The organism is Pseudomonas sp. PF05 (assembly GCF_056521845.1).
On the sequence record NZ_JBWLPW010000017.1, the window covers coordinates 17,382 to 42,542 of the forward strand.

At 61.6% G+C, this 25,161-nt stretch carries 25 protein-coding genes; 13 read left to right on the plus strand and 12 right to left on the minus strand.

Annotation, left to right across the window (positions count from 1 at the left end; all coding sequences use genetic code 11):
• Positions 1-79: 79 nt before the first annotated feature.
• A complete protein-coding gene (locus AC09SL_RS23775; RefSeq protein ID WP_058543679.1) occupies positions 80-535 on the minus strand; it encodes a DUF4879 domain-containing protein in 456 nt (151 codons plus the stop codon).
• 204 nt (positions 536-739) lie between these two features.
• On the opposite strand from AC09SL_RS23775, the gene AC09SL_RS23780 reads away from it, so the two are divergent.
• The 4 genes from AC09SL_RS23780 to AC09SL_RS23795 all read left to right on the plus strand — a co-directional run bounded on the left by AC09SL_RS23780 (position 740) and on the right by AC09SL_RS23795 (position 4,684).
• Complete coding sequence (locus tag AC09SL_RS23780) at positions 740-2,035, plus strand: NCS2 family permease (RefSeq protein ID WP_058543680.1); 1,296 nt, start codon at positions 740-742, stop codon at positions 2,033-2,035.
• Positions 2,032-3,111 carry a tRNA (uridine(54)-C5)-methyltransferase TrmA gene (trmA, locus tag AC09SL_RS23785; RefSeq protein WP_058543681.1) on the plus strand — a complete coding sequence of 360 codons (1,080 nt, stop codon included), beginning with the start codon at positions 2,032-2,034 and terminating at the stop codon, positions 3,109-3,111. The genes AC09SL_RS23780 and trmA overlap by 4 nt, the downstream gene beginning before the upstream one ends.
• 275 nt (positions 3,112-3,386) lie before the next feature.
• Positions 3,387-3,827, plus strand: a complete 441-nt coding sequence (gene aroQ, locus AC09SL_RS23790; RefSeq protein ID WP_003205806.1) for a type II 3-dehydroquinate dehydratase — start codon at positions 3,387-3,389, stop codon at positions 3,825-3,827.
• Positions 3,828-3,832: 5 nt separating this feature from the next.
• Complete coding sequence (locus AC09SL_RS23795; protein WP_419555166.1) at positions 3,833-4,684, plus strand: shikimate dehydrogenase; 852 nt, start codon at positions 3,833-3,835, stop codon at positions 4,682-4,684.
• A 60-nt stretch (positions 4,685-4,744) separates the two neighbouring features.
• Here AC09SL_RS23795 and AC09SL_RS23800 read toward each other — a convergent pair whose 3' ends face one another.
• A complete protein-coding gene (locus AC09SL_RS23800) occupies positions 4,745-5,422 on the minus strand; it encodes a TetR/AcrR family transcriptional regulator (protein WP_064107077.1) in 678 nt (225 codons plus the stop codon).
• Between the two features lie 103 nt (positions 5,423-5,525).
• On the minus strand, positions 5,526-7,427 hold the full coding sequence (gene quiC, locus AC09SL_RS23805; protein WP_058546762.1) for a 3-dehydroshikimate dehydratase QuiC: 1,902 nt from the start codon (positions 7,425-7,427) through the stop codon (positions 5,526-5,528).
• Positions 7,428-7,705: 278 nt separating this feature from the next.
• Between quiC and AC09SL_RS23810 the strand changes: the two genes are divergently transcribed.
• Entirely contained in the window at positions 7,706-9,043 is a 1,338-nt protein-coding gene (locus AC09SL_RS23810; RefSeq protein WP_058546761.1) for an MFS transporter, read from the plus strand.
• 135 nt (positions 9,044-9,178) lie between these two features.
• Here the strand turns inward: AC09SL_RS23810 and AC09SL_RS23815 are convergent, their stop codons facing one another.
• A complete protein-coding gene (locus AC09SL_RS23815) occupies positions 9,179-10,057 on the minus strand; it encodes a DMT family transporter (protein ID WP_058546760.1) in 879 nt (292 codons plus the stop codon).
• A 254-nt stretch (positions 10,058-10,311) separates the two neighbouring features.
• Between AC09SL_RS23815 and ypfJ the strand changes: the two genes are divergently transcribed.
• Positions 10,312-11,202, plus strand: a complete 891-nt coding sequence (gene ypfJ, locus AC09SL_RS23820) for a KPN_02809 family neutral zinc metallopeptidase (protein ID WP_058546759.1) — start codon at positions 10,312-10,314, stop codon at positions 11,200-11,202.
• Positions 11,203-12,150, plus strand: coding sequence for a hypothetical protein (locus tag AC09SL_RS23825; RefSeq protein ID WP_058546758.1), 948 nt, complete (start codon positions 11,203-11,205; stop codon positions 12,148-12,150).
• Between the two features lie 70 nt (positions 12,151-12,220).
• Here AC09SL_RS23825 and AC09SL_RS23830 read toward each other — a convergent pair whose 3' ends face one another.
• The 3 genes from AC09SL_RS23830 to AC09SL_RS23840 form a co-directional block, all read right to left on the minus strand.
• Positions 12,221-12,814 (minus strand): HAD family hydrolase, encoded by a 594-nt coding sequence (locus AC09SL_RS23830; RefSeq protein ID WP_058546757.1) that lies wholly within the window; start codon positions 12,812-12,814, stop codon positions 12,221-12,223.
• Positions 12,811-13,680: an acyl-CoA thioesterase II gene (gene tesB / locus AC09SL_RS23835; protein ID WP_058546756.1), complete on the minus strand. Its 870-nt coding sequence runs from the start codon at positions 13,678-13,680 to the stop codon at positions 12,811-12,813. Before tesB ends, AC09SL_RS23830 begins: the two co-directional genes overlap by 4 nt.
• Positions 13,681-13,783: 103 nt before the next feature.
• A complete protein-coding gene (locus tag AC09SL_RS23840; RefSeq protein ID WP_058546755.1) occupies positions 13,784-14,353 on the minus strand; it encodes a GNAT family N-acetyltransferase in 570 nt (189 codons plus the stop codon).
• A 73-nt stretch (positions 14,354-14,426) separates the two neighbouring features.
• On the opposite strand from AC09SL_RS23840, the gene AC09SL_RS23845 reads away from it, so the two are divergent.
• Positions 14,427-15,347 (plus strand): histone deacetylase family protein, encoded by a 921-nt coding sequence (locus AC09SL_RS23845; RefSeq protein ID WP_058546754.1) that lies wholly within the window; start codon positions 14,427-14,429, stop codon positions 15,345-15,347.
• Positions 15,348-15,552: 205 nt separating this feature from the next.
• A complete protein-coding gene (locus AC09SL_RS23850) occupies positions 15,553-16,788 on the plus strand; it encodes a TIGR03862 family flavoprotein (RefSeq protein WP_116643724.1) in 1,236 nt (411 codons plus the stop codon).
• 130 nt (positions 16,789-16,918) lie between these two features.
• On the opposite strand, the gene AC09SL_RS23855 is transcribed toward AC09SL_RS23850, so the two are convergent.
• Both AC09SL_RS23855 and yedA read right to left on the minus strand, forming a co-directional pair.
• On the minus strand, positions 16,919-18,256 hold the full coding sequence (locus AC09SL_RS23855) for an RNA helicase RhlE1 (RefSeq protein ID WP_058546752.1): 1,338 nt from the start codon (positions 18,254-18,256) through the stop codon (positions 16,919-16,921).
• A gap of 58 nt (positions 18,257-18,314) precedes the next feature.
• Complete coding sequence (gene yedA / locus AC09SL_RS23860) at positions 18,315-19,217, minus strand: drug/metabolite exporter YedA (RefSeq protein WP_058546751.1); 903 nt, start codon at positions 19,215-19,217, stop codon at positions 18,315-18,317.
• Between the two features lie 161 nt (positions 19,218-19,378).
• On the opposite strand from yedA, the gene AC09SL_RS23865 reads away from it, so the two are divergent.
• Positions 19,379-19,831, plus strand: a complete 453-nt coding sequence (locus AC09SL_RS23865; protein ID WP_058546750.1) for an Lrp/AsnC family transcriptional regulator — start codon at positions 19,379-19,381, stop codon at positions 19,829-19,831.
• 63 nt (positions 19,832-19,894) lie between these two features.
• On the opposite strand, the gene AC09SL_RS23870 is transcribed toward AC09SL_RS23865, so the two are convergent.
• The 3 genes from AC09SL_RS23870 to AC09SL_RS23880 form a co-directional block, all read right to left on the minus strand.
• Positions 19,895-20,506, minus strand: a complete 612-nt coding sequence (locus AC09SL_RS23870; RefSeq protein ID WP_018604948.1) for a 3'-5' exonuclease — start codon at positions 20,504-20,506, stop codon at positions 19,895-19,897.
• Positions 20,507-20,527: 21 nt separating this feature from the next.
• The gene (locus AC09SL_RS23875) at positions 20,528-21,007 is read right to left on the minus strand and encodes a LabA-like NYN domain-containing protein (RefSeq protein WP_053182045.1); all 480 of its coding nucleotides are present in this window, start codon (positions 21,005-21,007) and stop codon (positions 20,528-20,530) included.
• A gap of 128 nt (positions 21,008-21,135) precedes the next feature.
• Positions 21,136-21,894, minus strand: a complete 759-nt coding sequence (locus AC09SL_RS23880; RefSeq protein WP_058546749.1) for a DUF2076 domain-containing protein — start codon at positions 21,892-21,894, stop codon at positions 21,136-21,138.
• A 175-nt stretch (positions 21,895-22,069) separates the two neighbouring features.
• On the opposite strand from AC09SL_RS23880, the gene AC09SL_RS23885 reads away from it, so the two are divergent.
• The 3 genes from AC09SL_RS23885 to AC09SL_RS23895 all read left to right on the plus strand — a co-directional run bounded on the left by AC09SL_RS23885 (position 22,070) and on the right by AC09SL_RS23895 (position 25,153).
• Positions 22,070-22,732, plus strand: a complete 663-nt coding sequence (locus AC09SL_RS23885; protein ID WP_058546766.1) for a YciC family protein — start codon at positions 22,070-22,072, stop codon at positions 22,730-22,732.
• A gap of 91 nt (positions 22,733-22,823) precedes the next feature.
• Positions 22,824-23,903, plus strand: coding sequence for an endonuclease/exonuclease/phosphatase family protein (locus AC09SL_RS23890; protein WP_058546748.1), 1,080 nt, complete (start codon positions 22,824-22,826; stop codon positions 23,901-23,903).
• 14 nt (positions 23,904-23,917) lie between these two features.
• Complete coding sequence (locus AC09SL_RS23895; RefSeq protein WP_058546747.1) at positions 23,918-25,153, plus strand: hypothetical protein; 1,236 nt, start codon at positions 23,918-23,920, stop codon at positions 25,151-25,153.
• The last annotated feature ends 8 nt before the right edge of the window (positions 25,154-25,161 follow it).

The following is a 25,161-nucleotide window of genomic DNA, read 5'->3' on the forward strand; positions in this document are numbered from 1 at the left end:
GAGATTCAAGCGTCCGGGGGAAAGATCGCAGCCTCGCTGCGCTCGACAGCTCCTACACGGCGCCTAACGGGCACAGCGGTTATTTGATGTACAGCTGGGTCGACATCCGGTTGCCCGGTGCGTTGATCGAGATGTTGCTGAAGCTGAAGGTGCCTTCCTGCTTGCCCTTCAGGTCGAGGATGTACACATAGCCGACAACTTTGGTCCGCACGGAACAGTCGTTGAGGTTGCCATTACTGTACGCACACACGGGCGAGCGGGTGCCGTCGACTTCAAAGCCGTCCAGGGTGACATGGGGCTGGCGGCCGTAACCGACCTCCAGCACGTAGACCTTGATATTCGGGCCACTGTGATCGCAACGCGTCTGCGCCTGCCCTGGGACGATGTCCTCGAAGCCACAGCCCGGCGACTCGACCTTGAGCACCTTGACCTCGCTCAGGGGTGGCGCCGACGCGGCATCCGCCGCCTGCCCGGGCAACCACAGGCCCAGCATGCAGCCCATCGCCGCCATCAGCATTTTATTCATGCAATACATAGAGACCTCCCGGGACCGCGCGCAGTATGGCCCACTTGGCGCGTTGGCAAAACATCGACGACGATCGCAGCCACAACGCTACGCTGCTGGTATGATGCGCGGCTTTTTCCGACCCACAGAAAATTCCCGGGCGCCGCTGGCGACCTGTGCTTTGCTGTTGAGGTCGATACATTCACGGCGCCGGGCGCGCCACGGGGAGCAGACATGCTGGAAAGGCTGTTTCAACTCAAGGCACATAACACCAACGTGCGGACCGAGATCCTGGCGGGCGTCACAACGTTCCTGGCCATGGCCTACATTCTGTTCGTCAACCCGAGCATCCTCGGCGAAACCGGCATGGACAAGGGCGCGGTGTTCGTCGCCACCTGCCTGGCAGCGGCCATCGGCTCCACGGTCATGGGCCTGATCGCCAACTACCCGATCGCCCTCGCGCCGGGCATGGGCCTGAATGCCTTCTTTACCTACACCGTGGTCCTGCACATGGGCCACACCTGGCAAGTGGCGCTGGGCGCGGTATTCATCTCCGCCGTGCTGTTCTTCATGTTGTCGATCTTTCGCATCCGCGAATGGATCATCAACAGCATCCCGCTGCCGCTGCGTTCAGCCATTGCCGCCGGTATCGGCCTGTTCCTGGCGCTGATCGCCTTGAATAACGCCGGCATCGTGGTGAAAAACCCGGCGACCATGGTCGGCCTCGGCGATTTGAAACAACCGGCGCCGATCCTCGCGACCCTCGGCTTTGTCCTGATCGTTGCCCTGGAAGCCTTGAAAGTACGCGGCGCAGTGTTGATCGGCATCCTGGCGGTCACCCTCGTCTCGATCCTGATGGGCTTCACGCCGTTCGGCGGCGTGATGTCCATGCCGCCGTCCCTGGCCCCGACCTTCCTGCAACTGGACATCAAGGGCGCCCTGGACATCGGCCTGGTGAGCGTGATTTTCGCCTTCCTGTTCGTCGACCTGTTCGACAACTCCGGCACCCTGATCGGCGTCGCCAAGCGCGCCGGGCTGATGGGCAAGGACGGCCACATGCCGAAGATGGGCCGTGCGCTGATCGCCGACAGCACCGCCGCCATGGCCGGCTCGCTGCTGGGCACCTCCACCACCACCAGCTACATCGAGTCGGCGGCGGGCGTCAGCGCCGGCGGCCGCACCGGCTTGACCGCCGTTGTCGTGGCGATCCTGTTCCTGCTGGCGCTGTTTTTCTCGCCACTGGCCGCCAGCGTCCCACCCTTCGCCACCGCCCCAGCCCTGTTGTTCGTCGCCGTGCTGATGACCTCGGGCCTGGCGGAAATCGACTGGGACGACATCACCGTCGCCGCGCCAGTGGTGGTGACCGCCCTGGCGATGCCGTTCACTTATTCCATCGCCAACGGCATCGCTTTCGGCTTCATCGCCTGGACCGCCATCAAACTGGTGTCCGGCCGTGGCCGTGAGCTGAACCCGGCGCTGGTCATTCTGTCGATCCTGTTCGTGATCAAGTTGGGTTGGTTCAACGCATGACTTTTGATTCCCAAGGCTACGCCGCCCAGCTCCAGGACAAGGTCACCCGCTTGCGTGACCTGTTGGCGCCGTTCGATGCGCCAGAACCTGCGGTGTTCGACTCGCCCCTGAAGAACTTCCGCCTGCGCGCCGAGTTCCGTCTGTGGCGCGAGGCCGGTGAACGGCACTACGCAATGTTCTCCCAGGACGACAAGCGCACACCGATCCTCATCGAGGAGTTTCCCATCGCCAGCCTGCGCATCAACCAGTTGATGCCGCAACTCAAGGCCGCCTGGCAAGCCAGCGCGCCCCTGAGCCATAAGCTGTTCCAGGTGGAGTTCCTGACCACCCTGGCGGGTGATGCGATGATCACCCTGTGTTATCACCGCCCGCTGGACGAGCACTGGCACGCTGCCGCCTCGAAACTGGCGGCTGACCTGGGCGTGAGCATCATTGGCCGCTCCAAGGGCAAGCGCGAGGTGATCGGCCATGACTACGTGGTGGAGAAACTCGAGGTCGGCGCGCGCACCTTCAGCTATCGCCAACCCGAAGGCGCCTTCACCCAGCCCAACGGCACGGTGAACCAGAAGATGCTCAACTGGGCTTATGACGCACTGGGCGATCGCAATGACGATCTGCTGGAGTTGTACTGCGGCAACGGCAACTTTACCCTGCCCCTGGCCACCCGCGTGCGCAAAGTGCTGGCTACCGAGATCAGCAAGACCTCGGTGAACGCCGCGCTGAGCAACCTCAGCGAAAACGCGGTGGATAACGTCACGCTGGTACGCCTGTCCGCCGAAGAACTGACCGAAGCCCTGAACGAAGTCCGGCCGTTCCGTCGCCTGCAGGGCATCGACCTGAAAAGCTACGAATTCGGCAGCGTCTTCGTCGACCCGCCTCGCGCCGGTATGGACCCGGACACCTGCGAACTGACCCGGCGTTTCGACAACATCCTGTACATCTCCTGCAACCCTGACACCCTCGCCGCGAATATCGCGCAACTGAACGATACCCATCGCATCACGCGCTGCGCGTTGTTCGATCAATTTCCCTGGACCCATCACATGGAGTCCGGGGTGTTGCTGACTCGGCGGTAGGAGCTGACGAGTGTAACGAGGCTGCGATCTTTCTCCAGACACTTGAGTCTCAAGCGAAGATCAAAAAGATCGCAGCCTTCGGCAGCTCCTACATGGGGATAAATCCCCTCGCCACAATTGCCCTCCCTCCTCTCTTGGCAAGGTCATGTTCGATCATCGAACACTTATTGGCCGATGTCGGCGGCTTTATTTGACCAAATTAACCATCTAGTACAATTTATCTCCAGCGGCTGAAACCTCGCCGACACCAACAATAAAAATGTGGAGAAATTGCGATGCCTCCGATCGTTCTGGTGCTCAACGGCCCGAACCTGAACCTGCTCGGCACCCGCGAGCCGGCGACCTATGGCCATGAAACCCTGGCTGACATTTCGGCACTGTGCGGTCGCGCCGCTGAAGAATTCGGCCTGGCGGTGGAGTTTCGCCAGACCAACCAGGAAGGTGAGCTGCTGGACTGGATTCACGGCGCCCGTGGCCGATGCGCCGGTATCGTCATCAACCCGGCGGCCTGGACCCACACCAGCGTGGCGATCCGCGATGCCTTGGTGGCCAGCGAGGTACCGGTCATCGAAGTCCACCTGTCCAACGTTCACGCCCGGGAAACCTTCCGTCATCACTCCTTCGTCTCATCCGTCGCCATTGGCGTGATGTGCGGGTTTGGCAGCCATGGTTATCGCCTGGCCCTTGAACATTTCAGTCAGCGGTTGAAGGGTTGATGAGCATGTCGAATATCACTGTGCTGGCCGGCCTGATCGGCGCGGGCATCCAGGCCTCTCGCACGCCTGCGCTGCATGAACATGAGGGCGATGCCCAAGGCATGCGTTATCTCTATCGGCTGATCGACCTCGATGCGCTGAAACTCGACAGCGGCGCCCTGGCCGATCTACTGGTGGCCGCCGAACGCATGGACTTCACCGGCCTGAACATCACCTTCCCCTGCAAGCAGGCGATCATCCCGCTGCTCGATGAGTTGTCACCCGAGGCCCGTGGTATCGGCGCGGTCAATACCGTGGTGCTCAAGGACGGCAAGCGCATCGGCCACAACACCGACTGCCTGGGATTCGCCGAAGGTTTTCGGCGCGGCCTTGGGGATGTGGCGCGCAGGCGCGTGGTCCAGATGGGCGCCGGTGGTGCCGGCGCGGCGGTGGCCCATGCGTTGTTGATGGAAGGCGTAGAAACCCTGAGCATTTTTGACGTCGAGGTCAGCCGTGCCGAGGCGCTGGCCAACAACTTGAATCAACACTTCGGCACTGGCCGCGCCCGCCCCGGGCATGACCTGCCCACCGCCATGACCGAGGCCGACGGCCTGGTGAACACCACGCCCATGGGCATGGCAAAACTACCGGGCATGCCAGTGCCGGTCGAGCTGTTGCGCGGCGCATTGTGGGTCGCGGAAATCGTCTACTTCCCGCTGGAAACCGAACTGCTGCGCAACGCCCGCGCAGTCGGCTGCCGCACCCTGGATGGCGGCAACATGGCGGTGTTCCAGGCCGTGAAGGCGTTCGAACTGTTCAGCGGCGTGGCGCCCGATGCGCAGCGGATGCTGGCGCATTTCCAAAGCATGAATCATTAAAATCCAGGTGATATTCCCCCTGTGGGAGCGAGCCTGCTCGCTCCCACAGGGGTTCCAGAATCAGGCCTGCAAGTATCGCAACACCGATTCACAGACCATCTGCCGATGCCGCTGCTTGACCGTTTCATCCGACAGGTCGATCTGAAAAATCTCACCGAACGTCTGGCGATTGGACACGCGGTAAAAACAGAACGAACTGATCAACAGATGCACATCCAGCGGCTCGAGGCCGGCACGGAACACGCCCTCTTCAGCGCCGCGAAGCAGGATCACGCCCAGGGAATCGAGGATGGTATTGGTCATCGCCTTGATCGCGCCTGACTGCTTCACGTACTCGGCGTTGTGGATGTTCTCGATGCAGACGATGCGCACGAAATCCACGTTGCGGTCGTGGTGGTCGAAGGTGAACTCCACCAGGCGCCGGATCGCATCGACCGGGGCCAGTTCCGCCAGGTGCAGGCGGCTCTCGGTGGTGCGGATATCCCCATAGAGTTTTTCCAGCACCTCGACGTACAACTGCTCCTTGCTGCCGAAGTAGTAGTAGATCATGCGCTTGGAGGTGTGGATGCGCTCGGCGATGGCGTCGACCCGGGCTCCGGACAGGCCCTGCTGGACGAACTCGACGATGGCTTCCTGAAGAATGTTCTCCCGGGTTTTCTCCGGGTTGTTCTTGCGACTCTTGCGCGGCGTGGCGACGGGTTCGTCGAGGGCAGCGGAAAGTTCTGAATTCATAGTCATTGCGGGGCTCACGGCCATCACTGCACAGATCGGCGATTATGGGCCGCACCGCGCAGTGAAGGAAGCCACGGCACTGCCCTTTACCGCAGCGTTTACGATTTCCCTACAACTTGGCGTGCCGCAGGCCACCGCTGCGCGACTTGGCCATGGCCGCCAGGCGCACCGCGACGTTGGCGGCGCCGTAGCCCGCGTAACCATTCTTGCGCTGGATGATCTCGAAGAAAAACCGCCCCTCGAACGGCTCGGTGTAGACGTGGAACAGCTCGCCACCCTGGGCATCACGGTCGTACAACACGTTGAAATAAGCCAATTCGCTGAGGAACTCGTCGTCGAAATCAAAACGCGCGGCCAGGTCGTCGTAGTAGTTGAGCGGAATGTCCAGCAACGGCACACCGGCCTCTTTGGCACGACTGACCTGGGCGAAGATGTCATCGCAATCGAAGGCGATGTGATGCACGCCGGAGCCACGATAACTCGACAGCGCGTGTGAGATCGCGGTGTTGCGGTTCTCGGAAATGTTCAGCGGCAAGCGGATCGAACTGCAGCGGCTGCGCAGCGCACGGCTTTTTACCAGGCCGTAAGGGTCGGGCAAGACCACTTCGTCATCGGCCTCGAAATCCAGCAGGCTCTTGTAGAACAGCACCCAACTGTCGAGGCTGTCGGCCGGCAGCGCCATCGCCATGTGGTCGATGCGCTTGAGCCCGGCCCCAATGACCGCCCCCGGTTGCAGATTGAAATCGGTGCCATAGACATCGGCCTGCTGGTCCACCAGGTAGATCAGGCTGCCGTCCGGTGCGCGCACCGCCGCCAGCTCCAGCTCATTGGGCCCCACCAACCCACGATAAGGCTGGCCCTTGTAGGCAACGGCCCGCTCCAGGGCGCTGGCGCTGTTTTTCACGCGCACGGCGGTGGCGCACAACGAAGGTCCGTGGGCTTCGAAAAAACTGTGGGCGAACGAGTACGGTTCGCTGTTGAGGATCAGGTTGATATCGCCCTGGCGCAGCAGGCTCACATTCTTCGAACGATGCTGGCCAGCCTTGACGAACCCCAGCCGTTCCAGCCAATGGCAAAGCTTGGCGCCGAGGTTATCGTCCACGGCGAACTCGAGGAATTCGATGCCTTCGTACTCGCTGGCCGGCGGTGTGGCGAACAGGATATCGGCATTGCTTATGGCGCACGCCTCTTCGGCCAGGCGCTGGCGGGTCTTTTCTTCCAGGTACAGCAGCGAGCGCAGGCCGTCGGCGGCGTTGGCCCGTGGCGGCGCGGCGCGGAAACCGTCGTTGAAGATTTCCAGCGACAGCGGCCCGGTGTAGCCACTCTTGATGATCGGCGCCAGGAAACCCGGCAAGTCGAACTCGCCCTGCCCCGGGAAACAACGGAAATGCCGGCTCCATTCCAGGACGTCCATGGCCAGGATCGGCGCGTCGGCCATTTGCACGAAGAAGATCTTGTCGCCGGGAATCTCGGCGATCGCGCTTGGATCGCCCTTGAGGGACAAAGTATGAAAGCTGTCGAGCAACACGCCGAGGCTGGGGTGGTCGGCCTGGCGCACGATGTTCCAGACCTGTTGATAAGTATTGACGTGCCGGCCCCAGGCCAGCGCTTCATAACCGATACGCAAGCCCCGCGCACCGGCCCGTTCGGCCAGCAGGCGCAGGTCATCGATGAGCATCTGTTCGTCACCGACGCTGTCGGCCGAGGCGTTGCTGCACACCAGCACCAGGTCGGTGCCCAGTTCCTGCATCAAGTCGAACTTGCGCTCGGCCCGTTCCAGGTTGCGCGACAGGCGATCGCGGCGGCAGCCTTCGAAGTCGCGAAACGGTTGGAATAAGGTGATGGCGACGCCCAGGTCGGCGCACATCTGCCTGATTTCCCGAGGGCTGCCATCGTAGTAGAGAAGGTCGTTCTCGAAGATTTCCACCCCGTCAAAACCGGCGGCGGCAATGGCTTCGAGTTTTTCCGGCAGGGTACCGCTCAAGGATACGGTGGCAATGGAACGCTGCATGACTTCGGCTCCCGGGACAGGCATCGGCTACAGAAGCTGCGCCGTTTTTGAGAAATGCTCTTGAAAGAGTGAGCCGATTATTGTGCTGCAGGTTTTTTTCAGCAATTTAATATGTACCATTCGGTTAGTTTTTTGGGCGATTATCGAACAAAATGCCGATTGCCGAATTGACGATTTTTTGCTCACTGCGCACCATCGCTTCCACATTGATGCCGGCCCTGCCGACCTCGATGGACAGACCCAGACCAACCATAAGAATTTCAAAACGGGTACACGCTATGATCCCTTCCCAAAGTTCCCGCCTGGCCCCCGGCCTGGGAGCCGCCACCGGCAGCATCGGTGACAAGATCCGCGGCGCCATGGCCGTGGGCAAGACCCGTTGGAGCATGCTCGCCCTGGTGTTTTTTGCCACGACCCTGAACTACATCGACCGCGCTGCCCTGGGCGTCATGCAGCCTATCCTGGCCAAGGAAATGAGCTGGACGGCGATGGACTACGCCAACATCAACTTCTGGTTCCAGGTCGGTTATGCCGTCGGTTTCGTTTTGCAAGGGCGGCTGATCGACCGGATCGGCGTCAAGCGCGTGTTCTTCTGCGCCGTGCTGCTCTGGAGCCTGGCGACCGGTGCCCATGGCCTGGCCACTTCGGCGGTGGGCTTCATGGTCTGCCGCTTCATCCTCGGCCTCACCGAAGCCGCCAACTACCCCGCTTGCGTGAAGACCACCCGGCTGTGGTTCCCGGCGGGCGAGCGAGCCGTGGCCACCGGTATCTTCAACGCCGGGACCAACGTCGGCGCGATGTTCACCCCGATGCTGCTGCCGTTGGTCCTGCACGTGTGGGGCTGGCAGGCCGCGTTCCTGTGCATGGCTGCGCTGGGCGGGATCTGGCTGCTGTTCTGGGGCCTGAAATACTTCAACCCCGAAGACCATCCCAGCGTCAAGCAATCGGAACTGGACTACATCCAGGCCCAGGACGAACCGGACCAGGTCCGCGTGCCGTTCTCACGCATCCTGCGCATGCGCGGCACCTGGGCGTTCGCCCTGGCCTACTCGATCACCGCCCCGGTGTTCTGGTTCTACCTCTATTGGCTGCCGCCGTTTTTGAACCAGCAATACAACCTGGGCATCAACGTGACCCAGATGGGCATCCCACTGATCATCATCTACCTCACCGCCGACTTCGGCAGCGTGGGCGGCGGCATCCTGTCTTCGTTCCTGATCGGCCGTGGTCTCAACCCGATCAAGGCGCGACTGATGTCCATGCTGCTGTTCGCCTGCTGCATCATCGGCGTGATCATGGCCGCAGGCGCAAGCGACCTGTGGGTGGCGGTGTTTGCCATTTCGCTTGCCATCGGCGCGCATCAAGCCTGGACCGCCAACATCTGGAGCCTGGTCATGGACTACACGCCCAAGCACATGATGAGTACGGTGTTCGGTTTCGGCGGCATGTGCGCGGCCATCGGCGGGATGTTCATGACCCAACTGGTGGGCCACATCCTCACGATCACCCACAACAACTACACCGTGCTGTTCACCCTGATCCCGGCGATGTACTTCATTGCCCTGACCTGGCTGTACTTCATGGCACCGCGCAAGGTGCCTACGCTGGAAAACTGATTCCAGTCTGTGGGAGCAAGGCTTGCCCGCGATGCAGGCGCCTCGGTTCACTTGGGACCGCATCGTCTTCATCGCGGGCAAGCCTTGCTCCCACAACTGATCTTGCTTCCACAATTGATCCCTTCCCAATCCGTATTACGCCCGCCGCTGTTGCCACGCCGCCGCCAACCCACTCAAGCAGATCAAGGTGATGCCCACCACGGTGGTCAGCGTCGGCGTATGGTTGAACAGCAACCAGCCCAGCAACCCGGCAAACACGATCTGGCAGTACCCGAACGGCGCGAGCAGCGCCGGGGCGGCAAAGCGGAAGGCCTGGGTCAACATCAGGTGCGCGGTCATCCCGCAAGCTCCCAGCGCCAGCATCATCGCACCGTGCAACAGGCTCGGCACTTGCCAGAAGAACGGCACCAGCGCGCTCATCACCAAGGTGTTGCACAGGCCGGCAAAGAAGTTGCTGGTGGTCGGGCTGTCGATCTCGCTGAGCTTGCGCGTGAGCAACTGGTAGAAACAGAAGAACAGCGCCGAACAGAACGGCAATATTACCGCCGGGGTGAACAGGTCCCCGCCCGGATGGACGATGATCAACACCCCGATAAAGCCGAAGATCACCGCGATCCATTGGCCGCGTGTCACGTGTTCGCCCAGCAATGGCACCGACAACGCGGTGACCAGCACAGGCGCGAGGAAGTTGACCGCCGTCGCCTCGGCCAGCGGGATATACAACAACGCGGTGGTGAAGAACAGGCTGGTGCCCAGCAGGCACAGCGCCCGGGCCAGTTGCCACAAAGGACGCTTGGTACGCAGGACCCGCAGCCCCGAGCGCGGCAGGAAAATGCCCGCCATCAATAAGGTATGCACCAGGTAACGCGCCCAGACCACCATGATGATCGGATAAAAACCCGAAAGATATTTGGCCAAGGCGTCATGACTGGAGAACAGGAACGTTGCGACCAGAATAAGCACGATGCCCTTGAAAGGCTGATTGACGCCGGAGAGCGGAGTGCTGACGGTCATGAGGGAAACCTGCGTTGCTTGATATAAGGGCCGTGGCGCACGGTGCAGTTTTTGGGCCAGCGAGAATACCGATAAGTTCTGAATCCGCAGTGTAATGAAAATTGCGCAGCCAGGCAGGATTGGCTCACCGCTGAACCAAAACCCGTGTCCGTTGCCTGACAACTCATCAAACGCGGCGCGCGCCTTGGGCGCCTGAAAGCTAGACTCACCGCCACAGCAGTCATTTTTTGCAGGGTCATTCAGAGGACTTCCACATGTTATGGAAAAAAGGTCGCCGCAGTGACAACGTGGTGGACGCTCGCGGTGACGGTGGGGGTGGGGGTGGTGGCGGGATGCGTTTCGGCGGCGGCAAGGGATTGAGCCTGACGGCCGTCCTCCTGATCGTCGGCATCGGCTGGATCACCGGCCAGGACCCGATGCAGATTCTCGGACAACTGGCCGGGCAGATGGACTCGTCCGCGCCTGCCACTTCACAAACCCGCCAGGCACCGCCGGCCAACGATGAACAGGCCGAGTTCGTGCGCTCGATCCTCGGCGACACCGAAGACACCTGGGGCCAGGTCTTCCAGCAGGCCGGACGCCAATACCAGCAACCCAAACTGGTGTTGTTCAGCGGTCGGGTCAACTCGGCCTGCGGCCTTGCCTCATCGGCGACCGGTCCGTTCTATTGCCCGGCAGACCGACAAGTCTACCTGGACATGAGTTTCTTCAAGGAAATGTCCCAACGCTTCGCTGCCGCCGGGGACTTCGCCCAGGCCTATGTCATTGCCCACGAAGTCGGACACCATGTGCAGACGCTGCTCGGCGTGTCGGCGAAAATCCAGGAAGCGCGCCAGCAAGGCCGGCAGATGGAGGGCGATGGCGGCTTGTTGGTACGCCAGGAGTTGCAGGCCGATTGCCTGGCTGGTGTGTGGGCCAACCATGCGCAAAAACGCCTGAACTGGCTGGAGCCGGGAGACGTCGAGGAGGCCTTGAACGCCGCCAATGCCATCGGCGATGACCGCTTGCAGCAACAAGGCCAGGGCCGCGTGGTACCGGACTCCTTCACCCACGGCACTTCGGCGCAGCGCGTGCGCTGGTTCAAGACCGGGTTCGCCCAGGGCCAGGTCAACCAGTGCGACACGTTCGCGGCGAAAGCCCTGTAGATGAAGTGGGGGGCGTTGATCGGGCTGGTGCTGTGCTGCGCCGTCGCCCAGGCCGATGAACACGGCGTCAACGTGGTCGCCCAAGGGCGACTACAGTTCAAGGGCGGCGCCATGGCCGTCGGCGTAAGCCCACCGCCGGCGTCCATCCAGCGCGTGCTAATCATCCTCCACGGCCGGCTGCGCAATGCCGATACCTACCTGCACAGCGCCGAAAAGGCTGCCGGGCAGGCCGGGCAACTGGGCACCACCCTGATCATCGCCCCGCAGTTTCTCAACGAACAGGACGTGGCGCGCCATCAATTGCCCAATGACCTCCTGCGCTGGCAAGGCAACGACTGGATGGCCGGTGGTTTATCCACAGGGCCGAGTCCAGTCAGTTCCTTCCAGGTACTGGATGACATCATTGCGCGAGTCAGTGACCGGCAGCAGTTTCCCGAAGTGAAAGAAATCGTCATCGCCGGCCATTCCGGCGGCGCCCAGGTCGTGCAGCGCTATGCCCTGCTCGCCCACGGCCAATACCGGATCAACCCGCGCTTTGTCATCGCCAATCCGTCGTCCTATGCCTACTTCGATGCGCAACGGCCCATGGCGTTCGACCCTGCCAGTTGCCCTGGCTTCAATCATTGGAAGTACGGCCTGCAGAACTTGCCAGCCTATGCGGCGGGGCAAACGCCTGCGCAACTGGAAGATAACTACGTCAAGCGCGACATCGTCTATTTGCTCGGGCAGCAAGACACCAACCCGGAACATCCAGCACTGGATAAAGGCTGCGAAGCACAAACCCAGGGGCCGTATCGGTTATTGCGCGGGCATTTCTTTTTTGACTACCTGACCCGGCGCCATCCCGTGGGGTTGAACCAGCGGCTGATCGAAGTGCCTGGGGTCGGGCATGATGGGGATGGGATGTTGACTTCGCCTGAAGGGTTGAAGGTGTTGTTTGGTCAGTGAGTTTTGTAGTGAATGACAGGGACCTATCGCGAGCTTGCTCGCGATAGCGATCGATCAGTCAACCCAGCGCTCAAGCCAACAGCATCCGCCGCAATTCCCCACAATCGCGCGCATGCCAATCCGTCAGCTCCGGCCATGGATTGTCCGGCAGGTTCACCAGCACCGTCCGCGCCCCCGCCGCACGCCCGCAGTCCAGGTCAAAGCGGTAATCGCCCACCATCACCATCGCCTCGGGCGCCACGTTCCAGGCCTCGGCCAATTTCAACAGGCCACCGGGATGCGGCTTGGGCGGCGCTTCGTCGCGACCCAGCACATCCTCCATGGCGAAACAGTCCGCCAGGCCGATGGCTTCGAGGGTCACGTGGGCCAGCTCGCGGGCGTTGCGGGTGAGGATGCCCAGGCGATAACCGCACCCGGCCAGCTCTCGCACCAGTTCAACCGCCCCCGGCGCGGGCCTGGAGCCCAGCGCCAGGTCCCTTTCGTGTTCCAGCAGCCAGGCGTGCTTGGCCGCCGCTTCCTCAGCGGGCAACCCGGCCAGATGCGTGAGGATGTCGTCTTCGGCCGGAATTGCCAGGGCCACGCGGATCGCCGCGAAATCATGCACGGCGATGGTCAGCGTGCCATCCATGTCGAACACCCAGTGGCGGACATCGGCCAGGCTCATGCCCAGTCCTTGCGATGGCGAATCAGGCCTTCCTGGGTCACCGACGCCACCAGTTGCCCGGCGCGATTGAACACGCTGCCACGGGAGAACCCGCGGGAGTTGCCGGCCCATGGGCTGTCCATGGCGTAGAGCAACCAGTCATCGGCACGCAGGTCGGCATGGAACCACAAGGCGTGGTCGAGGCTGGCGACCTGCATATCCTTGTGCCACACCGATTTGCCGTGGGGCAGCAGCGAAGTGGTCAACAGGCCGAAGTCCGACGCGTAGGCCAGCAGGTATTTGTGCAAGGCGGGCGAATCCGCCAGGGCGCCATCGGCGCGGAACCACACGTATTTGACCGGATCGGCCGGTTGCGGGTTGTAAGGGTCTTTTTCGGTGACCGGGCGTACCTCGATCGGCTTGGCGCACAGCAGTTTTTCGCGCATGTGCTCGGGCAGCAGGTGCGCGCGCTGTTGGGTCAGTTCCAGCTCGGACGGCAGGTTTTCCGGCCCGACGACTTGCGGCATGCTGCTCTGGTGCTCGAAACCCTGTTCGTCGTACTGGAACGACGCACTGCAGGTAAAAATCGGATTGCCCTTCTGGATCGCCGTCACCCGGCGAGTGCTGAAGCTGCCACCGTCGCGCACCCGGTCCACCTGGTAGACCACCGGCAATGCGGCGTCGCCTGGACGCAGGAAATAACCGTGCATCGAATGCACATGGCGCGCCTCTTCCACGGTCTGGCTGGCCGCCGACAACGACTGGCCCAGTACCTGGCCGCCGAACAACTGGCGAAACCCCAGGTCCTGGCTACGCCCGCGAAACAGGTTTTCTTCGATCGGTTCCAGGGTCAGCAGGTCGACCAGATCTTCCAACACGTGGCTCATTCAGACTTTCCTCACACAGCGCAATACCGCGCAGTCTACGCTGGGCGGTGGATCGATTGTTGGCCCGGGCCATTTGGGCGGGCATTGTAAACGTCCGTGTCGGCTAACCGTGCAGGGTCTGCAACCACTGCTCACGATTGATGCGATAGAGCACATGGTGACGCAATGGATGACCGACGGCGAGTGTCGGGTGTTCGAAGTCGTCAGCCGGGTCGTGCTGCATGCCAATGGCCTGCATGACCTTTTGCGATGGCAGGTTATCGACGGCGGTGAACGCCACCACTTCGTCCAGCGCCAACTGGTCGAAGGCACAACGCAGGGCGGTCCACGCCGCTTCGCTGGCGTACCCCAGGCCCCAGTGCTCGCGGGCCAGGCGCCAGCCAATCTCGATGGCCGGCGTGAACGGCGCGTCGAACCCGACCACACCCAGCCCAGTGAAACCAATGAAGGCGCCGGTGTCCTTGCGTTCCAGGGCCCACAAACCAAAACCATGCTCGGCGAAATGCCCCCGCACACGACCGATCAGGGCAGCGCTTTCCAGACGGCTCAGGCGCGCCGGAAAATAACGCATCACCTGCGGGTCTGCGCACATGGCGGCAAATTCCGGCAAGTCATCATCGCGCCACTGCCGCAACAGCAGCCGTGCGCTTTCCAGTTCCAGTATCGGCTCCATCTTCACTCCCTTTCCATGCCCCAGAGTCTACATCGCTGGTAGGATCCGTCACTCAATCGTCACTGAAAACACCATGTCGCTGCCACTGATCTATCACGAAGACTACAGCCCCGACTTCCCGGCGGAACACCGTTTCCCCATGGACAAGTTTCGCCTGCTGCGCGATCACCTGGTGGAGAGCGGCCTGACCCGCGACGCCGACCTGTTGCGCCCGTCGCTGTGTCCGCCGGACATTCTCGCCCTGGCCCACGACCGTGCGTATATCGAACGCTACATGGGCGGCGAGTTGTCCCGCGAAGACCAACGGCGACTTGGCTTGCCTTGGAGCGAGGCCCTGGCCCGCCGAACGGTGCGCGCCGTGGGTGGTTCGCTCCTGGCCGCCGAACAAGCCCTTGAGCACGGGCTGGCATGCCACTTGGCCGGCGGCACCCATCACGCTCACTACGACCACCCGGCCGGGTTCTGCATTTTCAACGACCTGGCGGTGATCAGCCGCTATTTCCTGGCCAGCGGCCGGGTCTCACGGGTGCTTATTTTCGATTGCGATGTGCACCAGGGCGACGGCACCGCCCGAATACTCCATGACACCCCGGACGCGGTGACAGTTTCCTTGCACTGCGAAAAGAATTTTCCTGCACGCAAGGCGCAAAGCGACTGGGACATCCCCCTGCCGATGGGCATGGAAGACGCGGCTTATTTGAAGGTGGTGGATGATGCGCTCAACTACTTGCTGCCGCTCTATCAGCCAGACCTGGTGCTGTATGACGCCGGTGTCGATGTCCACAAGGATGACGCCCTCGGCTACCTGAAGCTGACCGACGAAGGCCTCGCCGCCCGGGACGAGAGCGTCATGCGCCACTGCCTGGGACGCGACATCCCGGTGGTCGGCGTGATCGGGGGCGGCTACAGCAAGGACCGCAAGGCCCTGGCCCGCCGCCACGGGATCCTGCACCACAGCGCGCAACGGGTCTGGACGTCATCAGGTTGTCACTGAAACCTGGGCTTTACGGCCTGTGGATAACCCGTAGGAGCTGCCGAAGGCTGCGATCTTTTGATCTTGATCTTTCGCTCGCGACTCAATTGTCTGGGGCAAGATCGCAGCCTCGCTTCGCTCGACAGCTCCTGCACGGATTCCGGCCTCAGATCATGTGGACCAAGCTGATAGAATGCCCGCCTTGATCCTCCAGACATCGCTCGCCATGACTCAAGCTTCCAAGCCCTCTCCCTCAAACATCGCCATCATCGGCGGCGGCCCCGCTGGCCTGATGGCAGCCGAGGTGTTGAGCCGGGCGGGCCTGCGGGTCGACCTGTACGACGGCATGCCCTCGGTGGGGCGCAAATTCCTGCTGGCCGGCGTGGGCGGCATGAACATCACCCACTCCGAAGCCTTCCCGGCCTTCCTCTCCCGCTACGGCGAACGTGCACCAAACATTGCCCCGCTGCTGCGGGCATTCGGCGCAGGGCAATTGTGCGAATGGATTCACGGGCTGGGCATCGACACCTTTGTCGGCAGCTCCGGTCGGGTATTTCCTACCGACATGAAGGCCGCCCCGCTGTTGCGCGCCTGGCTCAAGCGCCTGCGTGATGCCGGCGTGGCGATCCACACGCGCCATCGCTGGCTCGGCTGGAACCCCGACGGCAGCTTGCGAATAGCTTCGCCGGAGGGCGAAAAAAACCTGCGACCCAAGGCCACCTTGCTGGCGCTGGGCGGTGGCAGCTGGTCGCGCCTGGGCTCTGATGGCGCCTGGATGCTGCCACTGGAACAGCGCGGCGTGGCCCTGGCGCCATTGCAACCGAGCAACTGCGGGTTTGAGGTAGAGGCCTGGAGCGACCTGATGCTCAGCAAATTCGCTGGCGCCCCGCTGAAAAACATCGCCATCGGCCTGAACGACGACGTGCCGCGCCTCGGCGAATGCGTGATCACCACCACCGGCATCGAAGGCAGCCTGATCTACGCCCTGTCGGCAGCGATTCGCGAAGCCATCAACCAACATGGCAGCGCGACCCTCCATCTGGACCTGCTGCCGGGCCGGCCTGTGGATAAAATCCTCCAGGCCCTGAACAAGCCTCGCGGCTCACGCTCGATGGCCAAGCACTTGCACAGCCAGTTGGGAATCGATGGCGTCAAGGCTGCGCTGTTGCGCGAGCTCACGCCGGCCGAGTGTTTCACTGACCCGGCGCGGTTGGCCCAGGCGATCAAGGCCCTGCCGCTCACCCTGGTGAAGACCCGCCCCTTGGACGAAGCCATCAGCAGCGCCGGTGGCGTGACCTTCGAAGCCCTGGATGAACGCCTGATGCTCAAGCAATTGCCTGGCGTTTTCTGCGCCGGAGAAATGCTCGACTGGGAAGCACCGACCGGCGGCTACCTGCTCACGGCGTGTTTTGCCAGTGGCCGCGCAGCGGGTTTAGGAATCCTGGAATTCTTGAACGGTTGAACCCGTAGGAGCTGACGAGTGAAACGAGGCTGCGATCTTTCCCCAAGCAGTTGAGTCTCAAGCGAAAGATCAAAAGATCGCAGCCTCGCTTCGCTCGACAGCTCCTACAGCGCCCAAGTGACCTTGGGTATCAAGGCTTACGCTTGCGCGGCCCGGTATTGAACACCGGTACTTTGCGCACAGGCTTGACCGAAGGCTCCACAGGCGCGGCATCGCCGCTGTCCACCCACTTGCCCAGGTTGCGCTTGCCGCCACCGCCGGAGGTTTTCGGTTTCTTCGGCTTTTTCGGTTTCTTGATCACCTGGCCGCTGGCATCGGTGTCCGGTACCCGATGTTCAGGCTCGAAGTCCTGTTCCATCTGACGAGTCAGCGTCTGGCGCGTCAGCATTTCGATGGCCGACAGCAGGTTCACTTCGTCGGCGCAGACCAGGGAAATCGCTTCCCCGGTCGAGCCCGCCCGACCGGTACGGCCAATGCGGTGGATGTAGTCCTCGGCGACGATCGGCAGGTCGAAGTTCACCACCAACGGCAAATCCTCGATATCCAAGCCACGGGCGGCGACGTCGGTGGCCACCAGGATCTGCACCTCGCTGGCCTTGAAGCGGTCCAGCGCGCGCTGGCGGGTGGCCTGGGGTTTGTCACCGTGGATGCCGTCGGCGTTGACGCCCAGGCCCTGGAGTTTTTCCACCAGCGCATCGACGCCGTTGCGGGTCTTGGCAAAGACCAGCACCTGCTTCCACTTGTTCTTGCGCATCAGGTGCACGAACAATTCCGGCTTGCGCTTCTTGTCCACCGTCACCACCCATTGCTTGACGGTGTTGGCGGCGACGTTGCGCGGGCTCACTTCAATGCTCAGCGGATCGTTGAGCATCTGCCCGGCCAGCAGGCGGATCGCGTCGGAGAAGGTCGCCGAGAACAGCAGGGTCTGGCGCTTCTTCGGCAGTGCCTTATAGATATTCGCCAGCTCCTCGGAGAAACCCAGGTCGAGCATGCGATCGGCTTCGTCCAGCACCAGGGTCTGCAACTGATTGAACTTCAGTGCGTTCTGGCGGAACAAATCGAGCAGACGCCCCGGCGTGGCGACCAACAGGTCGACGCCTTTGCGCAATTTCATCATCTGCGGGTTGATGCTGACGCCGCCGTACACGGCGTAGGTGCTCAGCGGCAGGTTTTGCGCGTACTGGCGCACGCTTTCATGGACCTGCTCGGCCAATTCACGGGTCGGCACCAGGATCAGCGCGCGCACCGAGTTGGCCGCGACCTTCGGCCCTTCGGTGGTCAGCAACTGTAACAGCGGCACGGCGAAACCGGCGGTCTTGCCGGTGCCGGTCTGGGCCGCGGCCATCAGGTCACGACCGGCCAGCACCGCCGGCATGGCTTGGGCCTGCACCGGGGTCGGGGTCTGGTAGCCGAGCGTCTCGAGGGCGCGCAGCAAGGGTTCGATCAGGCCAAGGGTGGCGAAAGTCATGGGAGTACCGTAGGAAAAATCAGCGCAAGGTGTGCAATGCGCGGCAGTTTACCCTAAATCAGGATACGGCCGGCGCAGGCTTGGGTTTGCGCCACTGCGGCAACCCGATCAACACCACGGCACTGATGATCACCAGCATCGCCAAGGCCTCCTCGATGCCGATGGTTTCACCGGCGAACACAATGCCCAGCAACACCGCCACGGCCGGGTTGACGTAGGCATAACTGGTGGCCGCCGCCGGACGCACGTGCTTGAGCAGGTACATGTAGGCGTTGAAGGCGATGATCGAGCCGAAGCAGGTCAGGTAAGCCAAGGCAAGCCAACCTTCCAGCGGCGGCATGCTGTCCAGGTGCTCGCCGCTGGCCACGCTGCCGATCAACAGCACCACGCCGCCCACCAGCATCTCCACGGCACTGGCCATCGCCCCCGCCGGCAAAGGCAAATGTTTGCTCAGCACCGAACCGAAGGCCCAGGACGCCGCCGCGAATACCAGCAAGGTCGCACCCAACGGGCTGGACTGCAGGTTCGAGCCCAGGTTGAGCATCGCGATGCCGATCAACCCCAGCACAATCCCCGCCCATTCCAGACGGGTATTACGCGCGCCCCAGAAATAGCCACAGAGCAAGGTAAACAAAGGCACCGTCGCCACCGCCAACGCCGCCACCCCGGACGCCACGCCCGTGTGTTCGGCGACACTGACCGCGCCGTTACCGAAACTGAGCAACAGCACGCCGATGATGGCCCCGGCCTTCCATTGCGCCCAGGTCGGCGCCGGTGCCCCGCGCCAGCGCAGGAAGCCATACATCAGCGAACCGGCCAGCACAAAACGAATCCCGGCCAGCAACAGCGGCGGCCAATGCTCCACACCGATGCGAATCACCAGGTAGGTCGAACCCCAGATGACGTACAAGGCAAAAAAGGCAGCGATCAATGGCAGGGGAAAGCGGCGTGGGCCAGGCATGTTCAGCTCGAAGTCAGGACAAGGAGAGACGCTATTCTAGAAAGGCGACAGACGGAAAATAAGTTACAAAACCTGTTTATCCGAGCCATACACTTTTCAAAACACGGAGATCAGCGCTATAAACCAAGCTTTCGAAAGCCACGTCATTTGGAACCTCTCCTGTGGACAAATACGACCGCATGTTGCTCGGCGCCCTGTTGGAAAACGGTCGTGCGTCCTACGCCGAACTGGCCCGCAAAGTGAACCTGTCAGCCCCGGCCGTGGCCGAGCGGGTCAGCAAACTGGAAGCCAGCGGCGTCATCACCGGTTATCAAGCCAAAGTCGACATGGCGAAGATCGGCCTGCCGGTGCAGTGCGTCATCGAACTGCGCATGAACCAGCACGGCAACCAGAAGACCTACGACGAACTGTGCAAGATCCCACAACTGACCGAGTGCCACCGGGTCACCGGCGACCCGTGCGTGATCATGCAAGCGGCGGTCGGCTCAATGCCGGAACTGGAAGAGTTGATCAACCGCATTGCCAAGTTCGGCTTCAGCAAGACCTCGATCGTGCTGTCCAGCGCCATTGAAAAGCGCGTGCCGTTGGGGCAGTTGGAAGGTAACGGGAAATAATCTGCTCAACACCGACCAACCCTGTGGGAGCGAGCCCGCTCCCACAGTTGTCTTGTGGTGTATTCAGAACCCGCGATGCCGCTTGAGGTGCTCGTTGATCTTCGCCGCTGGCACTTTCTGCAAACTGCACAGCAAATCATGGGACAACTCCCGCAGCCCGTGCTTTTGCCGCAGTTCCGAAGCCAGGTGCGCGGTGAGGTTGGCGGCCATTTCGGCGTCGGCCATGGCCCGGTGAGCCTGGCCGGTGTGGGGCAGGCCGGCAAACGTGTTGAGCGTGCCGAGCTTGTGGTTCGGCGCCGCCGGCATCAGGCGTCGGGCCAGCAACAGTGAGCAGGCGAAATTCTGCAGGCGGGTGCGCTTGATTCGCCCCAGTTCGAAATCCCAGAACTTCTGGTCGAACGCGGCGTTGTGTGCCAGCAGTGGCGTGATGCCGACGAACTCGTTGACCTCGTTCATCACTTTTTCCGCCGACGGGGCGCTGCGCAGCATGGCATTGCTGATGCCGGTCAGTTGCTCGATAAACGCAGGGACGCGCACACCGGCATTCATCAGGCTCTGGTAGCGGTCGACGATCCGGCCTTGCTCAAGCATCACCACCGCGATTTCAGTGGCGCGGCAACTGCTGCTCGGGGTGATCCCGGTGGTTTCAAAGTCGATGACTGCGATGCGTTCCAAACCTTTTGAACTCCGTGAAAATCAATTCTTGAGCAACAACGCGCCTTCGATGGGCACGTAGCGGCTGGCAGCGCGGATCAGCGAGTTGGCGGTCAACCCCGGCACGCCATAGGCCACGGCTTGTACACCGTGTTTTTGGATGATGCGCTCGAGCAACATGTCGAAATCGCCATCGCCGGAGGCCAGCACCACTTCGTCGACGTGGTCGGCGGCGTCCATGATGTCCAGCGTGATGCCCACGTCCCAGTCGCCCTTGGCCGAGCCGTCGCTGCGCTGGATGTAGGGCTTGAGCTTCACGACAAAACCCAGGTTGCGCAGGATCTGCTGGAATTGCTGCTGCTTGCTGTCACCGCGATCGATCGCGTAGGCGTAGGCCTCGACGATCTGCCCCTGTTTGCTGACATCGGCCCACAGCGCGGCGTAGTTGAAATGGCAACCGTAGGCCTGGCGCACGGTGTAGTAGAGGTTCTGGACATCGGCGAACACTGCAATTTTTTTCACCGCGTTTCCTCTTGGATGCACACGCACGCTGACCACCAGGGCCGAAAAGTCGCCCAGTATGCCAGCCAGAAGGATTGTTCCGCGAATAATCGGCCCGAGGCGCCAGAGCGCCCCGGACGAATGGCAGGTCAGACGAAGGAGTCGTCGTCGCCGAAGAAAGAAGAATCGTCGCTGTAGTCCGCGTCGCTGAAACCGCCCGGGTCGTTGCCGTAGCTGTCGTTATCGGCCACACGCTGGTCATCGCCCCAGCCGTTGTCGCCGCTGTTGGCGGTGTCGTTGACCGGTTGCGCCGGCTCCTCCTTGATGACCTCGACGATTTCCTGCGGTTGCTGATTGCTGTGGAACAGGCTGCTGATGCCTTGGGCCAGCATCACGCCGCCGGCCACGCCCGCCGCGGTTTTCAGCGCGCCACCGAGGAAGCTGCCCGCGGCCGGGGCCTGCTGCTGCGGCGCAGCATAATTGCCGGGTGACGCACCGAAGCCCTGTTGGGGCTGGGCATTGAAGGACGGCTGTGCCGGTTCGCGCCAGCCACCGCCGCTGGCAGGCGGCGCGCTTGCCGGACGTGAATCCCGCGCGCTGCCACCAAAAATACTCGACAGAAAGCCTCCGCCACCGCTGGGTGCCGATGGCTGGGTGCGGGCCCGTTGCAGCTCAGCCTGCAGTTGCTCGAGTTGCTGGGTGAGTTGCCTGTTCTGTTCATCGAGGCGCTTGATCGCGGCCTCCTGTACCAGAATCGCCTGGGCCATGAAATAGCCCGCTGCTGGCTGGCTGGCCAGGTGTTCCTTGATCCGCGCCTCGGCCTGGGCGTCGCGCGGGGCTGAATCCTTCTCGGCCTGTTGCAGCCGTGAAAACAGTCCATCGATCAGGGTTTGTTCTTCGCTGTTCATGGCGACCTCATCAGATTGCCGGGTAGAAACCATTCCGATCCTGAAGACCGGTGCCCACCAGTAATGGGGCTCGCCGCAAAGGTTTCAACGGTCTTTACCTGATGTTTACGTTTGTTTATGCGGTCACCTGATGGGTAAAGTGTCGGACCGCTTTTTTGAACTGCGATACCGACCCATGAATCCGTTAGAAGTACTGCGTGACTCTTTGTATTTTTTCAAGCGCCATCTGGGCCGGATCGCCCAGCTGTGCCTGCCGCTGGTCATACTCGAGGCTTTGCTGCAGCAAGGCGTGGACACTGCCCTCGGCCCCGAGGGCTTCCCCGGCTACAGCGTGATCGTCGGGCTGTTGGTGTACCCTTTGTACACCGCCGCGTTGATCCTGTTTCTCGACGCCCGCAGCCGCGGTGAAGCACCACGCACCCGTGACTTGCTCGCAACGGCCCTGACCCTGTGGCCACGCTTTGCCCTGCTGACGGCTCTCAACACGCTGTTGATCCTGGTGGGTATTTCGCTGTACATCCTGCCGGGCCTGTGGCTGATGGTGACCCTGGCCTTCAGTGAATACCTGGTGGTCCTCAGGGGCCTGACACCCCTGGCGGCGATGAAGGAAAGCCTGAACATGTCCCGGGGCAACTTCTGGCGGGTCCTGCTGTGCATTCTCTGTGTGATGGGCCCATTGTGGCTGCTCAAGGGCGTCAGCGTCTCGGTGTATCCGTCGCCTCAGAACCCTGTGCTCAGCCTGCTGATCGACAGCGTCCACAGTTTCCTGCAACTGTTCACCAGCGTGGTACTGTTCCGCCTGTTCATGTTGATCGAAGCCAAGCCTGACAGGCGCTGACCGAACACAACGACGACCCTGGGCCTTGGGCTTGAGAAGCGCTCTCGGTTATGCTCGGGATCACTTTCGCGTTTCGCCCATAAGCCGAGCCATGACCCGTCTATTGCGCTACACCTTGCTGGGCCTGCTGTTGATCCTCAGCCTGGCCGTCCTGTCGATCTACGGCCTGACCTGGCGGCCACAGCCCCGGGAAACCTTGCCAGTCAGTTGCACCGCCAACGCAGCACCGCTGGTGCCCGGCCAGGCCTTGAAGGTGATGACCTGGAACGTGCAGTTCCTCGCCGGCAAGCGCTATGTGTTCTGGCACGACCTGGCCCAGGGCGACGATGAACGCCCGACCCTGGAGGACATGGCCTTCAGCCTCGACGAAGTGGCACGGGTCATCCGCGACGAGCAGCCAGACGTCGTGCTGCTCCAGGAACTGGACAAGGGCGCCAAGGCCAGCGATTACCAGGACCAGCTCAAGCTGTTGCAGGAACGGCTGGCCGACCTCTATCCGTGCGGCACCAGTGCCTTCGACTGGAAGGCCGATTTCATCCCTGACCCGCACATCTTCGGCAGCGTCGGCCGACAACTGGCGACCCTGAGCCGCTACCGCATCGACCATGCCGAACGGATACAACTGCCGGTGGCCGACACCAATGTCATCAGCCGTCAGTTCCAGCCGAAGAACGCCTTGTTGGTAAGTTATCTGGCGCTGAGCGGCGGTGGCCAACTGGCGGTGCTCAACACCCACCTGGAACGGGCCACCGAGCCGGGCGAAACCCTGCCCAAACAAGTCATCGCCGTGGCCAAGGCCCTGGATAAATTCGAATCCGCTGGCACACCCTGGCTGATCGGCGGCGACTTCAACCTGCTACCCCTGGGCCAATACCGGCGCCTGCCGGCCGAGCAACGCACGCCCTACTCCGCCGACAGCCCCCTGCACCTGCTGTGGGACAAATACCCGATGATCCCCACCAACAACGAGGCCAGCGGCATCGACCGCGCGCACTGGCTGACCCACTACCCGAACGACCCCGGCCTCAACGGCCCCGACCGCACCGTCGACTACCTGTTCTACAGCCCAAGAATCAAACGGGTCGAAGCCCAGGTAAGGCAGGACGACACCTTGCGCATCTCCGATCATTTGCCGGTGATTGCGCGGTTCTTGTTACCGGCAATGCCTTAAAAGGAATTTCACCCATGACTGTAATCGCCCTGGTCAACCCCGAGAATGACCCGCACTTGATCGCCGACTGTTTGATCAGCGCGGACGGTCCAGACAAACGCCAGTCGATGTCCGTGTGGGTTCCTTCGCTGGGGCTTATACCCACTGATTGGAGTGACGCCGACGGACCGTTTCATATCGCGCGCATGGGTCGAAAAACCTACATCCTGCCGAACAACAGCGGCATGCTCGCCTTTGCAGGAGATTGCCGATCGGCTTATGAATTCTGGGTGGCGCTCGCCAAGTCGGTCGATATAAAGCTCGGCTATCAACCGGATGCCCTGATAGATGCCGACACAATCGACCAGGTTCTAATGGGCATGGGCGGGACTGCGGGTGCATTCCACATGCTGGGCGTTTTATTGGATGGGAAAGGTGGTAAGCGCGCCTATATCCACCGCCCCGAGGACACGATGACCACCGAGAACTTTGGAACCTGCTATCTCGCCGGTTCAGGGACACACCATCTCAAGCGTCAGATCGAAACGGAAGACGAACGCTTCACTTCAATCGAGGAGTGGTCTTGGGCGCATATCTCGCCGACTGAAGAACTGGCGGAATCCTTGTGTTCCAACATGCTGTATTACGAATCCGACATCAACAACGGGCGCAAACCCAATACACCCATTCATGACCGGTTCGGCGGATTCTATGAATGGTATGGCATTAAACCTGTCGGGATAAAACCCACACCTCCCAGAATCGACTTGAATATTCTGGTCAAGAACGATGCCCTGTATCTGACTCGGCTCCATTTCTCCGAAAGCACCCACCCACCTGCGGATGACGCCGACTTCAAAGGGTCGCAACTCATCTTGAAGGTCTTGACGTTCTGCCTGAGAACACAAGAATTTGACCCACATCGACTTTTCGACAACCTGGCGTTCACATTCGAGCAGGTCGATGGGGTACTCATCGAGCGGTTCTTCAACCACTACGATAGAGATGCAAGCTCGCCGCTATCGGACCCCAGAATTTCAGGCATCGTCCCAGCGGACGTCCTGCAAAAGGACTTTGGCCATGGCCTGCCGGTCAAGAGAGTTCGCCTGACCGTATCGGTCAATGGATATGCCGTTGTAAAGGGCGTGACCGAAAGCGACGAATCCCTCGCACCGGCGCGAATCCAGTATGCCAATGGCCAGGCATCAGTGGCCTTCTCCGAAAAGATAGGCCTCTTGATTGCAGATATCGTCTCGAGGCATCTGAAATAGTATTTTTG